Below are 14,864 nucleotides of genomic sequence, written 5' to 3' on the forward strand. Positions count from 1 at the left end.
TTACGTCTTCTAAAAATTAAATCGGACAAAAGTACAGTTTTACGAGGTCTAAAAAAAAGAAACTCGGTATACACCCTCCATTTTAAGAATATTTTGGCTTCAATAGGGGCTAAAAATTTGAACGGAATCCCGTGCTGGCGTACCTTTGCACAAAAAAATATGGGCTCCTTTTTTAGTAAGTTCAAGATTTTTGGCGTGGTCATGCTTTTCGTTTCGGGGGTCATCATTTACCTATTTTATAACGCCTTACAGCCTAAAAAAATCCTCCCTGTCTACACCCCTGCCATGGTGAACAGTGAATTGGTGGCAGCCGAAATACAGCATGTTAGAAAATACCATACCATTGCAGATTTCGCCCTGGTAAACCAAAACGGGGATACCATCACCCAAGAGGATTACAAGGATAAGATTTATATAGCCGATTTTTTCTTTACCACCTGCCCTACCATTTGCCCGATCATGACCAAGAACATGGCGTCCATCCAGGACAAAATCGGTGATGATGTCCTGTTGCTTTCGCACTCCGTTACTCCTCAGATAGATTCCGTGGCACAGCTAAAAAAGTACGCCCTTGAAAAAGGCGTGGACGATTCCAAATGGAATTTGGTAACGGGCGATAAAAAGCAAATCTATGAACTGGCACGCAAATCCTATTTGGCCGTTAAGACTGATGGAGACGGCGGCCCTTTTGACATGATCCATACGGAAAATTTTATCCTGGTGGACAAGAAAAAGCGTATACGCGGGTTTTATGACGGTACCAAGGTCGAAGAAGTAGAAAGGTTATTGGAAGACCTGCAAGTGCTAAAATCCAGTTACAAGGAGTAGACTTAAAACCTTGTTCGATAATTCCCTTAAAGATATATCGCCCTTAGAGCCTTTTAAAATTTGTATGATTGATTTTTTGTACAGCCCATTTTTGGGGCAGAATAAGTCAAAATCGAAGATAATAGCAGCGCTACTTGATGAGATTTTAACCAAATTATTCGCAAAAAGGTACATAGAAAAACAATGGATGGAAATTTAAACAGGCTCTTAATACTTGCTTATCCTAAAATTTACCTTATTTTTGCTTAATTATACTGAATCTAAATAAGAATTGGAGACAACGGTTGCACGCTTAAAGCGAGGTCAAAAAGGGATTATCAAGGAGTTCACGGAGGATTTGTTGCCCATTAAGTTACTGGAATTAGGTTGCTTGCCCGGTAACGAAGTGGAACTGGTACAGGTAGCTCCCCTAAAAGACCCCATCTATATCAATGTCAACGGCTCCCATATTGCCATTAGGCGCATAATTGCGGAACAGATCGCTTTGGAGATCATTGAGGAAGATAGGCAGCCATGAGCAAACAGATCAACGTAGCGCTCATTGGAAATCCCAATACAGGAAAGACCTCTGTTTTCAATCAATTGACCGGACTCAACCAAAAGGTAGGGAACTACCCTGGTATTACGGTCGAAAAAAAGGAAGGCATCTGCAAACTACCCAGGGGCGTACGTGCACACATCATTGACTTACCGGGCACCTATAGTTTGAACACTACTTCCTTGGACGAGAGCGTTGCCGTTGAACTGCTTCTCAACAAGAACGATAAGGACCATCCGGATGTGGCCCTTGTTATATCCGATGTAGAAAACCTCAAACGGAACCTGCTGCTTTTTACCCAGATCAAGGACCTGAAGATTCCCGCTATTTTGGTCATCAACATGGCCGATCGTATGGCCCGAAAAGGTATCAGTATAGACATTCCCCTTTTAGAGGAAAAACTCAATGCAAGGATAGCCCTTGTGAGTACCCGAAAAGGTTTGGGCATAGAACAGTTAAAGGAACTTATTGCGGATTATAAAAGTCTTTCCAAGGCACCCAATGTGGACACAACGGTAATTGACCCGGAGTATTTTGACAAGCTAAAAAAAACCTTCCCCAAGGAGGACATCTATAAATTGTGGCTGGTCATTACCCAGGACGTCAACTTCATGCCCATAGAGAAAAAGCTGATCAAGGACGCCTCTTCCTTTAGCACAAAAACGAAATCCGAATTAAAACGGTTGCAGCAAAAGGAAACCATCCTAAGGTATCAGTTCATCAATGGCATTTTAAAGGAAACCTACAAGGTAGATAGGAACGCCGCCAAAGGTTTTAGGGCTACCTTGGACAAAATCCTTACCCATAAGGTTTTTGGATATCTCATCTTCTTCATTATTCTTCTCACCATCTTCCAAGCCATCTATGGTTGGAGCGAATACCCCATGGATATGATAGATGGTTTTTTTGCCTCGGCTACGGAATGGGTAAAGGATACCTTACCACCGGGAGTGTTTACCAACCTTATTGCAGAAGGCGTCCTCGCCGGCATTGGCGGTATCGTCATTTTTATCCCCCAGATCGCTTTTTTGTTCCTGTTCATCTCCCTTTTGGAAGAAACAGGATATATGAGCAGGGTGGTGTTCCTTATGGACCGTATTATGAGACCCTTTGGCCTTAGTGGAAAAAGTGTTGTGCCCTTAATTTCTGGGACTGCCTGCGCCATTCCCGCGGTCATGGCCACCAGGACGATCGAAAACTGGAAGGAACGGTTGATTACCATTTTGGTGACGCCCTTTACCACTTGTTCCGCGCGATTGCCCGTTTACTTGATCATCATCGCCCTGGTGATCCCAGAAGGTAATTTTCTTGGATTAAGCTTTAAGGCACTTACCTTGATGCTTTTGTACATTCTTGGCTTTGTGGCCGCGATTGTATCGGCCATGGCTCTTAACAAAATTCTAAAGATCAAGAGTAGATCGTTTTTTGTGATTGAACTGCCTAATTATAAGCTGCCACTATTGAAAAATGTGGGCTATACCGTTTTGGAAAAGACCAAGAGCTTTGTCTTTGGAGCGGGTAAAATCATCCTTGCCATTTCCATCATTCTTTGGTTCTTGGGCTCCAATGGGTTTTCCGATGATTTCAATAATGCCGAATCGATTATAGAAAAACGAGTTTCTCAAGAAGGCTATTCTACCTACAGTGAAACCTACATCAAGAACAACCTGGAACAGTACCGCGCATCCTTGGTAGATAGCGGGATGGACCCCAACGTGATACAGGACTCTATCCAAACTATGGAATCCACCTTGGAAGGTAGGGCCCTAAATCAAGAAATAGCCAGTTACAAATTGGAACATTCATACATGGGCTATATGGGCAAGGCCATTGAGCCTGTGGTGGAACCCCTAGGGTATGATTGGAAAATAGGAATCGCCGTTCTGACCTCCTTTGCCGCCAGGGAAGTTTTCGTTGGTACCTTGGCCACCATCTACAGTGTGGGCAATGACGAGGAGGAAACCATAAAGAACCGCATGGCGGCAGAAGTGAATCCGGTAACCAAGGAACCTTTGTTCAATTTGGCATCAGGGATATCTCTATTGCTGTTCTACGCCTTCGCCATGCAATGCATGAGTACCCTAGCCATTGTGAAAAGGGAAACCAATTCTTGGAAATGGCCTACCTTTCAGCTGGTATTTATGAGTCTTTTTGCCTATATTATGGCGCTGATTGCCTATCAAATCTTAAAGTAATGGAAATAGTACAACACATATTGGTCTATATAACCCTACTCATTTCGGTTGGATACCTCGCCTATAAATTTGTGTTGCCCAAACGACTGTTTTCCGTTGGTAAAAAATCCAGTAAAGCCTGTGGACAGGACGATTGTGGATGTCATTAAACCTGGGCGCCCGCTCGACGAGATGTTGTTAAAAAATCAATAAATCTTTCACAATACTATCCAAAAGGACAAGGTTTTGTTCATTTCGATTATTTAGTTTGTACTCCATTCCATCATCCAATGTACAGAACACGGACCTTTGCCATTTCTAGTCTTACCCTACTCTTTAGCACCTTACTGTTCTCACAGAACATAAGCTCCACGGTACTGGACAGTACCACCTTACAACCTGTGCCTTATGCTACCATCATCTTGAACAAAAATGGGGTCATTACCAATGAAGAAGGGAAATTCAGTTTTTTGATGTCCGAAAGCATCAAAGAAACGGACTCACTTTTCATTTCATGCATTGGTTATGAATCCATAGGGAAGCCTTTGAACCAATTTACGGGCAAGGCTATACTTTTGAGCCCAAAAGCCATAGAACTCAAGGAAGTGATCGTTTCAAACAAGGACTACACGCCGGAGGAAATTCTGGAATTGGTCGAAGAAAACATCGGCAAAAATTATATAAACAGTTTTACCAAAAAGCGTCTGTTCCTAAGGGAATCATACAGAAATTACATTGAAAAATCCAACTATACCATCAAGGAATCCACCATTCCCGCTTTGAACAAGCAATTTCTGGACAGTGTTCTAAAATCCATCCCATCAAACGATACCTATTATACGGAAGTATTGGGAGATCTCTATGGATCAGAGGACCAGGATGAACAGAAATTGGACCTGATAAAGGCCTCCGAACTTTATGATAAGAATAGCCGCTTAGATATGGAAAACCTGGAGGAACGGTTCAATGAGATCATCAAAAAGAACGTAAAGACCGATAGCTATTTCAAGGTAAAATCAGGCCTGTTCGGAACCAAAATCGATGCCGAGGAACTCTTTGACCAGGAGGTGGATTCCAGTGAAGTGGAATCGCTCAACAAGGAACTTGAAAAAACAACGGAGCGCAAAAAGTTCTTCGCCAACTACAAACGCAGCACCTTGGCCAACCTATACACCAACCTGCCCATTTTTAAGAATACGGACTATAACGTACTGTGGAAGTCCAACCGATACGACCTAATCCTGGAGGACTTCACTTACATTGGGGACAAACCATTATATGTCATTGATTTTAAACCGAAGCGATCAGAAGAATTTAAAGGGAAACTCTATATAGACGCCAATGACTTTGCGCTTATAAAGATGGATTTTGAAAATGTGGAGCCGCTGAGAAAATTCAACCTCTTGGGCATTTCCCTAAATGAGTACCTGGCAAAGGGCAGTATACTTTTTGATAAGGATGCCGATGGAACGTACAGCCTCCGCTACTATGAAATTACCAAAGGAAACCGGGTTGGATTTAAACGACCGGTGAAGATCATTGAGAAGAACAAAAATGTTAAAGGGCGAAGGAAGCAGAACGAACTCCATTTGAAAATTGATGCCGCCTTCAACGGAAGGAACAAATACGAGGTGGTGGTGTTCGATACTGAATCTATCTCTGAGGCGCAGTTCAATGCATTCACTGAAAAGAACGACGTCCTTCCCCAATACATGCCCAAGTACGACCCTGATTTTTGGAAAGGCCATACCATTATGGAGCCCAATATGGCGATCAAGGAGTTTACCTCACAAGTTGAAAACGAATGATCCACGAACGCATGAACTACCCTGAAGAAAGTCATAGGGATATCAAAATCAACACCGCTCCGCCCGCCTGAACGGCACGGGCAAGAAAGACCTTCAGGAAACTTCAATGATCAAATCAACGTATCAATAAAGGAATAGAAAAGCAATGCCCAACCCAAGACCAGCAACAAGCCTCCAAGCGGAGTAATAGGTCCCAGAAATTTTAATTTTCTTTCTTTGGATGCGCTCACGCACAATCCATAAATACTGAAGGAAAACAGTAGGGTTCCCAGAATAAAACTGAGCACCATATACTGTTCTGCCTTGGTTTCCAGATTGTAATTAAACCCGATCATCAAGAGGACCAGGGCATGGTACATTTGATATTTGACCCCGGTCTCAAAACTGGCCAATTGATCCTGGGTAAAGGTTTTTTTCAACCGATGCGCACCAAAGGCACCCAGGATGATTCCCAACAGTCCAAAAAAAGCACCTATTACTTGAGCTAACAAAACCATAAAGGGACACCTTGATAATTGCTATTCATCATAGAAAAACTGCTCTTTCACTATTTTACCGTCGTGAATCTGATATACTGCGATTTCGGAGGTTTTGGACCGTTGACCGGATGGCTTATGGGTCGTATCCATTTCAAACCTTACAGAGAACCAATTATCTGCCACAATAGGCTCAGAAACCTCGGTACTATGAACTTCAAAATTCTCCTGCCACCACTCCCCTTTTTGCTGTATTCCTTCAAAACCTTCCACACGGGCTCCTTCTTTAGTACCATCGTTTTCTATACTTATAATTTTTGGGCTGTATAGCTCTTGATACGGTTTTTCAAAGTCCCCTTGTCTACAGTAAGATACCAGTTTATTGGCAATATCCTGGGTTGTCATAAAGTTCGGATTTTACTACTAATTACCCCTTCCCTTTGTGCTGGGAATTAATCCTTAATATAAATTAAAAGGCAGGACTAAAAATACGAATAATGTGCTAGCCTCAGGATATTGAGCTACTAAGTTTTTGCTTTTGTCATAAATCGAACTACCTAAAAGAAGCAATATCCTTAAACCGTTGTGCATTTTGAACCTGTTACCCTGATAAAAGGGTCAGTTCGAGCCATTGGAAAAAATTTTCGTTGAAATGTGAATGACATTTTTTTGAACGGAGTGTGTAGATTTCAATGGTGGTTCTATATTTATAAATTAGAGTTTGTAGTGTCCGTTGAAAATCAGCGATAATGAACGAAGGGTTGGAAGTGCGGTGCGCAAGCACAACGAATGTAAACCCGATAGTGAATGGTGCGCAGCAATTGCCTATTTTCAACTTGATTTTTTTGCTTCGTTTTTTTATCAAGAAAAAAATGAAGGGAAAGCCACGAGTATAGATGCAATCTAAATATCCGGCAATTTTTTATGTTAAGAATTATGTCATTGGTAGTGATTTTTCGCAATGCAATGAAGAAAAATTGTATCGAGAACATTTTTATGGCCCATAGGTTCTCGATACACTTGATTTTCGTTGGTAAAAATTAAAAATCAAGCACCCAAACTGATATTTTGTATAAAATTTTAAAATGCACAACGGGTTATCCTTAATTGGGTTCCATGCCCATGGCAGGTATTTTCTGCTGAAGTTGATTGAACAGTACATCAGTTTCCAGGGAATCCTTAAGGTTGAAATAGAGTTTTAGGGAATCCTTGTAGACCAATTTAATTTTGGGCTGGGAAATATTATCCACAAAGACATGGATTTTTTTATCCGTCAAGGAATCCTTAAATTCCTGAAAGATGCCCTTTTCCTTCTCAAGGGCGGAAAATCCATTCAAACGGATCATGGGCGGAATTCGCTCCACGAAAACCACACTGTCCAAGTCGGAGTAGGCTACGTTCTCCACATAAAACCCGGAAAGCAGGCGTATATGGTCCGGTGCGGTCTTGACCCAGTTTTTATAGTGAACCATTAAGGCGGAGACGCAAAGTGTGATGGTAAGGACCAATATCAAGTTCCAAAACCAATGTCTCTTTTTTGAATCCATATTTTTAAGCTGTTAGGGTCATTACGAATTCGCCGTTACTCAAGTCGAAAGTTCACTAACTATAACTGCGTATTTCCTGAAAAATTATTTTGGCCCCACTATGAAAGATCGGTTTATCCCAATCCAACATCCAGCGTCATCATGATGATAAAGCCACCTATAAAGCCCATGGTTGCGATATCCGTATACTTATCCTGTTGTGTTTCCGGTATAACCTCTTCCACGACCACGAATATCATGGCTCCTGCCGCAAAGGAAAGTGCGTAGGGCAGAATGGGTTGAAACGTAAGTACCGCCCAGGCACCCAAAACGCCTGCAATGGGCTCTACAATAGCAGAGGCCTGTCCGAATAGAAAACTCTTCGTCCGGCTAAGTCCGTGCCTACGCAAGGGCATGGCCACTGCAAAACCTTCCGGGAAATTTTGAAGCCCTATTCCCAAGGCAAGGGCGACGGCCCCACCAATGGAAGCGCCCTCAAAACCCGCGGCAACACCTCCGAACAGTACGCCCACGGCCAAACCTTCCGGAATGTTGTGCAGGGTAATGGCCAAGGTGAGCAAGGTTGTCCTATGCCAAGGGGTATTTACACCTTCGGCCTCGCTTTCCTTAAAATTGATATGCAAATGGGGTAGAATTTTATCCAAACCAAAAATAAATGCAGCCCCCAATAAAAAGCCCACTGCGGCGGGTATTACTTTTACAAAGCCCTCGCCCGGACTCATTTCGATACCCGGGGCCAACAAGCTCCAAAAACTGGCGGCGACCATAACGCCCCCAGTAAAGCCAAGCATACCGTCCAGCACGGCCCTGTTCATGGTCTTGAAAAGAAAGACAAAGGAGGCTCCTGCCGCCGTAAGAATCCATGTGAACAAGGTGGCATACAAGGCAGCCAACACAGGGTTTATCGATTCAAAATAGGTGATAACAGCATCCATATACGTTCGTTTAGTTCTTTTCCAATACTTCCAAATAGAGGTTAGAGGCTATTTGGTCCGATATCCTCATTTCCCTTTTGTTAATCAGGATACTCATGGAACCATCAAAATCCTCCCGCTCCACAATTTTTAAGGTATCTCCCAAGGATATTTGGTTCTTGTCCAAAAATTTCAAAAAAGCGACGGAGGAATCATTGACCCCCACACAAACACCTTCGGAACCAACGGGAAGTTCACTGACCAATTTTTTGACCGACTTTTTAAACTCCCCATCTTTGGATGGAATAGGGTCGCCGTGCGGATCTACCCTAGGGTTTCCTAAATAGGTGTCCAATTTATCAATGAGCTTGTCACTTTTTATATGCTCCAACTGCTCCGCTACTTCATGGACCTCGTCCCATGCGAAATCCAGTTTATCCACCAAAAAGACCTCCCACAACCGGTGCTTTCTAACAATGGAAAGCGCCGTAAGCCTACCCTTTTCCGTTAAGGAAACCCCTTTGTACTTCCTGTAGTTCACCATGTTCTTCTCGGATAGTTTTTTGATCATATCCGTTACGGAAGATGGTTTGGTATCCATTTGGTCCGCAATGGCGTTCGTGGAAATGGAAGCTTCCTGCCCTCCGCTCAAATGATAAATGGTCTTTATATAATCTTCTTCTGAAAGGGTCATTATTTTTTTATATCCTGCTAAATTACATTTTTATATCCAAAAACAAATATTTAGTTTTGTCTAAATTTATTTTTAGTAATTGTTAAAATAATATTTTGACTTATGTGTATTAGATATGTTTGCTGTATTCTTCTAATGTTGTTTTGTCTTAGGACATGGACACAGGAAGCTACTGTATCGGGCCATGTTTCATCTGAGGGGCAGGCGATTCCTTTTGCAAACATCTATTTAAAAAACACCAAAATCGGAAGTGCTACCGATGAATTTGGGAATTATTCCCTTAACAATGTGGATGCCGGAACGTATACCCTTATCGCCTCCATTATGGGATATGCCCCTTTTGAACAACGAATTTCAATTGTAAAAAACCAGCAACTGTTATTCGATATAGAAATGGCCCCAGTGGCGGAAAGCCTAGATGAAATGGTGGTTACAGGTACCCTTAAAGCCGTGAGCCGTTCCGAAAGCCCGGTTCCTGTGGAGGTCTATAGTCCTACTTTTCTGAAACAAAACCCAACGGCAAACATTTTCGAGGCCTTGCAGAACGTCAATGGGGTTCGGCCGCAAATAAACTGTAATGTCTGCAATACGGGTGATATCCACATCAACGGATTGGAAGGTCCGTATACCCTGGTGTTGATCGATGGCATGCCCATTGTAAGCGGCCTTGGAACGGTTTATGGCCTTATGGGAATCCCTAACTCCCTGATCGAACAGATCGAAATCGTCAAAGGGCCTGCCTCCAGTTTATATGGTAGCGAGGCCGTTGGGGGATTAATCAATATCATCACCAAAAACAATTTGGAAGCCCCGGATTTCGCCGCAGATACCTTTTTGACCGGATGGGGCGAATACAATCTGGATGTGGGTGCCAAAATAGACGTAGGGAAAAAAGCGAACGTGCTACTAGGCCTCAACTATTTCAATTTTGATCAGCTGGTGGATAACAACGGGGATAATTTTACCGATTTAACGATTCAGGACCGTATCTCCGTATTCCAAAAGTGGGGTTTTCAACGAAAGGATAACCGAATATTTTCACTGGCCGGCCGCTATTTTTATGAAGACCGATGGGGCGGGGAGCTGCAATGGACCCCGGAGTTTCGTGGGGGAGATGAAATATATGGTGAGAGTATCTACACCAGCCGATGGGAAATTTTGGGGAAATATCAGCTACCCCTGGAGGAAAAAGTGTTGTTCTCCTTTTCGTACAATGACCACAGTCAGAATTCGGTGTACGGGGATACCCCATATTTGGCAGATCAGCGCATTGGTTTTGCCCAAATGACCTGGGACAAAAAAGTGGGTAGGCACGATCTTTTGGTGGGCACGTCCCTCCGATACAATTTTTATAACGACAACACTCCGGCAACACCCCTTGCGGACGAGGTTTGGATTCCCAGCCTATTCCTACAGGACGAAGTGGCCTTGGCCAACAAACATTCCCTTTTAATGGGACTCCGATACGATTATGACAATCGGCACGGGGCGATTTACACGCCCAGGACTGCCTACCGGTTTAAGATAACGGATAACGATATACTACGCCTAAACGCCGGTACGGGGTTCCGGGTAGTGAATTTATTCACGGAAGACCATGCCGCATTGACCGGCGCCCGGGACGTTATCGTAACCGAAGCTTTGGAACCGGAACGTTCCGTCAATGTGAACCTGAACTATCTTAAAAAGATATATGGTTCCAATGGTACGTTCGCAAGCTTGGACGCATCGGCCTTCTATACCCGATTCAGCAATGCCATCCTACCTGATTACGATACCAATCCCAACCAAATCATCTATGACAATCTGGACGGTTTTTCGGAATCCCAAGGAATAAGTGCCAATTTGGATGTAGTCTTTCCAAATGGATTCAAGTTTTTGCTCGGTGCAACGTTTCAGGATGTCAGCCAAACGGAAAATGGTGTAAAAACCAGGCAGATACTTACGGAAAGCTACACCGGCACTTGGAACTTGGGCTATACGTTTCAAAATTTAAAACTAACGGTGGACTATACCGGAAATCTGTATGGCCCTATGCGACTTCCCACCTTGGGCGAAACGGACCCACGAAGCGATTATTCCCCACTTTGGAGCATACAGAACGTTCAATTTACATACAAGGGACTTAAGGATATGGAAATCTATGGCGGAATTAAAAATTTGTTGGACTGGACACCAAACCGAGGCAATCCCTTTATCATCGCCCGTGCCAACGACCCCTTCGACCGCGAGGTGGTGTTCGATTCCAACGGTATTCCCGTTGCCACACCCAACAATCCCAATGCCCTTACCTTTGACCCTTCGTATGTCTATGGTCCCAATCAGGGCATACGGGGATTTCTGGGTCTGCGGTACCGGATAAATTAATACCCAGTAGAATTTTGAAAGTTGGATACGGAAATCCCTATTTTTGGGTATGGCCAAATTGGACTACGATTACATCATCATTGGAGCAGGTGCTTCTGGACTACTTTTGGCCGATGCCTTGGGCAAGGATTCGTTTTTTGCCCAAAAGTCCATCCTCCTTTTGGATAGGGACGCCAAAAAGAGTAACGATCGTACCTGGTGTTTTTGGGAAAAGGGCGATGGAGCATTTGATGACATCTTGTATAAAAAATGGAAGCAGATTATTTTCAAGGGGCAGGATTTTTCCAAAAGCTATGACATTGCCCCCTACTCCTATAAAATGGTACGTGGCATCGATTTCTACGCACATTATTTTAAAAAGCTTGAAGGGTATCCCAATATCCGTTTTCAACAAGAATCGGTTGTGGAAGTAAAGGAATCGGAAAGTTCGGTTATGGTCCATACCCAAGAAACCCAATATACGTGCCATCAGGTTTTTGACAGTCGGTTTCATTATGAAATGCTGGAGGCCGATAGAAAATACCCCCTGCTTCAACAACACTTTGTGGGATGGGTCATCAAAACCCCCAAGCCCGTTTTTCACGTGGAAAAGGCAACCTACATGGACTTTTCCGTGCCACAAAAGGGAAATACCCGCTTTATGTACGTACTGCCTTTCAAGGAAGACGAGGCCCTCGTAGAGTACACGCTCTTCTCCAAAGAGGTGCTGCCAAAACCCGACTATGAGGCGGCCCTTAGGGACTACATCCGTACCGATCTACAATGCGATACTTTCGAAATCCTGGAGCAGGAACAGGGAAGTATCCCCATGACCTGCCATGATTTTACCCAACGCAATTCTGGTAGGATTACACGTATTGGAACCGCGGGCGGATGGGCCAAACCCAGTACAGGCTACACCTTTATGGGGTCTTCCAAGAAAATTCCGTTGTTGGTGTCCAATTTGAAGTCGGACAACACTATACACGCCCTAGGGCAAAAAAAACGATTTTGGTTCTACGATCTGTTGCTTCTGGACGTGCTTTATAACAATAATGCGATAGGGCATGAAATTTTCACCAGCCTCTTCAAAAAAAGAAAACCAGAACTGATCTTCAAGTTTCTGGACGAAGAGACGAGTTTTGGGGAAGAGCTCCAATTTATCTCCGGGTGCCCCAACATACCCTTCATCAAGGCAATCTTTAAACGACTTTTTTAAACCCGGAATATGCAATAGAAAAATTTGGATTAAACCGTACGGCGCATCAGGTTCTCTCCAAACCGTTTGAGAATGGCCTTTTTGGAATCGGCTATATCCAAATCGTTCAAAATAAGAAAGGCTTTTTGGGTGAAGGATTCAATGGCATTTTGGGTGGATTCCGCAGCTCCGCTCTCCCTGAATATGGTCTTTACGGCCTCGATTTTATCCGTTGGGTCCCCGGGCTGAATGGAATACAGATCCAAAAGTTCCTTTTTAATCGATCCTGAACCGGATTCCAAGGCCTTAATGAAGAGAATTGTCTTTTTATTCTCGATGATATCCCCTCCTACCTGTTTTCCAAAGGTCTCAGGGTCCCCAAATACGTCCAAATAGTCGTCCTGAAGCTGAAAGGCGATGCCTAGGTTCAACCCAAAATTGTAAATATGTTCCTGGTTCCGTGGGCTGGTATGCGCCACGATACCTCCCATTTTCATGGCGGCGGCGACCAGAACGGCCGTTTTGTATTCGATCATTCTTAGATACTCCGGAAGCGTTACATCTTCCCTGGACTCGAAATCAACATCATACTGCTGCCCCTCGCAGACCTGCAGGGCCGTTGTACTGAAGAGTTTTGCCAAATCCCGAAACGTATCCGGTGGATAATTTTCAAAAAGTTGGTAGGCACAGATGAGCATGGCATCGCCCGATAATATCCCGGTATTGGTATCCCATTTTTCATGTACGGTCGCCTGGCCCCTGCGTACGGGTGCGGCATCCATGATATCGTCATGTACCAAGGAAAAATTATGGAAGACTTCTATGGCCAGGGCGGCATCGAGGGCATTTTTATAGGACCCGTCAAAAATTTCGGCCGTTAGTAATGCCAAAACTGGGCGAAGGCGTTTCCCTCCTAATTTTAGTATGTAATTGATGGGTTCGTAAAGATTTACAGGTTCCTTTAACACAAATTTGGACTCCATATAAGAAAGGAATTCCGACCTATAAAAATCGATGGATTGCATGCAGTTTTTTTTCAAAAATACATCCATTGTTACAAAAAGCGAACAAATACGTCAGATGTTAAAAGAAAATATTCCAAAAAAACGCAATACTTTCTAAAACCGTCGTCTCTACTAGTGAAGACCTAAAGAAAAACCATCAGTGGTTTCAAGAAAACAACAGAATAACAACCTAACCGAGTTCTTTGAGGAAGAATACAGTTCGCTGAAGGGCTATGTGCGCTCCAAAATAAGGCACACGGCAGAAAGTGACGCGGAGGATATTATTCAGGATGTTGCACTACGGATTTTCTCCAGGCCTTTGGACGCCTTGCCCATTCACAATATAGGCGGTTTTGTTTACAACGCGATCAGGAATAGGATCATTGATATCATGCGCACGAAAAAAGAACGGGTAGATGATGGGGAAACCCTGGAAATTCTATGGACGGAATTCACGAGTCTGTTCCAGGATGACTTTCAGGAGACCTATCCAGAACAATTGAAGGAGAAGCTGAAAGAAGCCATTGCAGCGCTGAAACCGGTCTACAGGGACATCATCATCGCGGTGGACTTTGAAGGATACACCTACAAGGAAATAGCGAACCAGACCGGTATATCACTTGGAACACTGATGTCAAGAAGACATAGGGCCCTGTCCATTTTGTTGAAAAAATTAAAATCGGAAAAAATAAACACATGAGTTATGGAAACAAGCAAAAACATTGAAAAACAGGTGGAAAACACTGTAAAGGAATCGGTAAAAAAAGTAGTGAAAATCTTCTTTTTTGTACTGCTGGGTATAGGAATTGCATTTTTGGTGGGTTACGTAGTTATGTACTTGTGGAACTGGTTGATGCCATATTTATTCGGATTACCTACGGTGGGCTACTGGCAGGCCTTGGGTATTCTGTTATTGTCCAAAATAATTTTTGGATTTGGAGGTGGCGGGGGCAGCCATGACAAAAGGAAAAAATCCAGGAAAAAAGAATTTTTCAAAAACCGATGCAGACCCATGCGAAGGGATTTTACAGAATGGGAGCATTACGATGCCTTTTGGAAGGAAGAGGGAGAACTTGCCTATAAAAACTTCGTAAATCGACTAAAAAAGGAACAAAATGAAGAAGGAAGCCAGCCCTAGAAAAAAATATCACTTTTTGAACAAAGCCTTTTTTTGGAGCTTGAATGTGGATACGCCCAGGATGGAGGAACAAGAAGCGAATCTCACTGAACCCCGCTTCCTACCAGCCACGAACCATTGAATCCACCGTTTGTTAATAAATTGTAAAACTTTGGAAACTTTTTCGGTTTTTAAAGTTTCCTGCCCTACATTTGTCCCC

At 43.4% G+C, this 14,864-nt stretch carries 16 protein-coding genes; 10 read left to right on the forward strand and 6 right to left on the reverse strand.

Features of this window, described 5'->3' with window-relative positions:
- Positions 1-159 precede the first annotated feature (159 nt).
- The 5 genes from FEK29_RS00365 (at position 160) to FEK29_RS00380 (ending at position 5,348) form a co-directional block, all read left to right on the forward strand.
- A complete protein-coding gene (locus FEK29_RS00365) occupies positions 160-828 on the forward strand; it encodes an SCO family protein (RefSeq protein ID WP_138256421.1) in 669 nt (222 codons plus the stop codon).
- Positions 829-1,099: 271 nt separating this feature from the next.
- A complete protein-coding gene (locus FEK29_RS00370) occupies positions 1,100-1,345 on the forward strand; it encodes a FeoA family protein (protein WP_138256422.1) in 246 nt (81 codons plus the stop codon).
- Positions 1,342-3,561 (forward strand): ferrous iron transport protein B, encoded by a 2,220-nt coding sequence (feoB, locus tag FEK29_RS00375; RefSeq protein ID WP_138256423.1) that lies wholly within the window; start codon positions 1,342-1,344, stop codon positions 3,559-3,561. The genes FEK29_RS00370 and feoB overlap by 4 nt, the downstream gene beginning before the upstream one ends.
- Entirely contained in the window at positions 3,561-3,710 is a 150-nt protein-coding gene (locus FEK29_RS18030) for a hypothetical protein (RefSeq protein ID WP_162850203.1), read from the forward strand. Before feoB ends, FEK29_RS18030 begins: the two co-directional genes overlap by 1 nt.
- Positions 3,711-3,830: 120 nt before the next feature.
- Entirely contained in the window at positions 3,831-5,348 is a 1,518-nt protein-coding gene (locus FEK29_RS00380; RefSeq protein WP_138256424.1) for a carboxypeptidase-like regulatory domain-containing protein, read from the forward strand.
- A 110-nt stretch (positions 5,349-5,458) separates the two neighbouring features.
- Here FEK29_RS00380 and FEK29_RS00385 read toward each other — a convergent pair whose 3' ends face one another.
- The 5 genes from FEK29_RS00385 to FEK29_RS00405 all read right to left on the reverse strand — a co-directional run bounded on the left by FEK29_RS00385 (position 5,459) and on the right by FEK29_RS00405 (position 8,979).
- Complete coding sequence (locus tag FEK29_RS00385; protein ID WP_138256425.1) at positions 5,459-5,845, reverse strand: DUF423 domain-containing protein; 387 nt, start codon at positions 5,843-5,845, stop codon at positions 5,459-5,461.
- Between the two features lie 21 nt (positions 5,846-5,866).
- Positions 5,867-6,229: a nuclear transport factor 2 family protein gene (locus FEK29_RS00390; protein WP_138256426.1), complete on the reverse strand. Its 363-nt coding sequence runs from the start codon at positions 6,227-6,229 to the stop codon at positions 5,867-5,869.
- Between the two features lie 698 nt (positions 6,230-6,927).
- Positions 6,928-7,371 carry a hypothetical protein gene (locus FEK29_RS00395; RefSeq protein ID WP_138256427.1) on the reverse strand — a complete coding sequence of 148 codons (444 nt, stop codon included), beginning with the start codon at positions 7,369-7,371 and terminating at the stop codon, positions 6,928-6,930.
- Positions 7,372-7,484: 113 nt separating this feature from the next.
- Positions 7,485-8,306, reverse strand: a complete 822-nt coding sequence (locus FEK29_RS00400) for a ZIP family metal transporter (RefSeq protein ID WP_138256428.1) — start codon at positions 8,304-8,306, stop codon at positions 7,485-7,487.
- Between the two features lie 10 nt (positions 8,307-8,316).
- A complete protein-coding gene (locus tag FEK29_RS00405) occupies positions 8,317-8,979 on the reverse strand; it encodes a metal-dependent transcriptional regulator (protein WP_138256429.1) in 663 nt (220 codons plus the stop codon).
- 102 nt (positions 8,980-9,081) lie between these two features.
- On the opposite strand from FEK29_RS00405, the gene FEK29_RS00410 reads away from it, so the two are divergent.
- Positions 9,082-11,346 (forward strand): TonB-dependent receptor, encoded by a 2,265-nt coding sequence (locus FEK29_RS00410; protein ID WP_138256430.1) that lies wholly within the window; start codon positions 9,082-9,084, stop codon positions 11,344-11,346.
- Positions 11,347-11,395: 49 nt separating this feature from the next.
- Complete coding sequence (locus FEK29_RS00415; protein WP_138256431.1) at positions 11,396-12,544, forward strand: lycopene cyclase family protein; 1,149 nt, start codon at positions 11,396-11,398, stop codon at positions 12,542-12,544.
- A 29-nt stretch (positions 12,545-12,573) separates the two neighbouring features.
- On the opposite strand, the gene FEK29_RS00420 is transcribed toward FEK29_RS00415, so the two are convergent.
- Entirely contained in the window at positions 12,574-13,548 is a 975-nt protein-coding gene (locus tag FEK29_RS00420; RefSeq protein ID WP_138256432.1) for a polyprenyl synthetase family protein, read from the reverse strand.
- Between the two features lie 139 nt (positions 13,549-13,687).
- On the opposite strand from FEK29_RS00420, the gene FEK29_RS00425 reads away from it, so the two are divergent.
- The 3 genes from FEK29_RS00425 to FEK29_RS17850 are packed head-to-tail and all read left to right on the forward strand — an operon-like array spanning position 13,688 to position 14,786.
- Entirely contained in the window at positions 13,688-14,227 is a 540-nt protein-coding gene (locus FEK29_RS00425) for an RNA polymerase sigma factor (protein WP_138256433.1), read from the forward strand.
- A 3-nt stretch (positions 14,228-14,230) separates the two neighbouring features.
- A complete protein-coding gene (locus tag FEK29_RS00430) occupies positions 14,231-14,665 on the forward strand; it encodes a hypothetical protein (RefSeq protein ID WP_138256434.1) in 435 nt (144 codons plus the stop codon).
- Entirely contained in the window at positions 14,643-14,786 is a 144-nt protein-coding gene (locus tag FEK29_RS17850) for a hypothetical protein (RefSeq protein WP_161595292.1), read from the forward strand. The genes FEK29_RS00430 and FEK29_RS17850 overlap by 23 nt, the downstream gene beginning before the upstream one ends.
- The last annotated feature ends 78 nt before the right edge of the window (positions 14,787-14,864 follow it).

The organism is Maribacter aurantiacus (assembly GCF_005780245.1).
In the GTDB taxonomy this organism is placed as follows: Bacteria; Bacteroidota; Bacteroidia; order Flavobacteriales; family Flavobacteriaceae; genus Maribacter; species Maribacter flavus.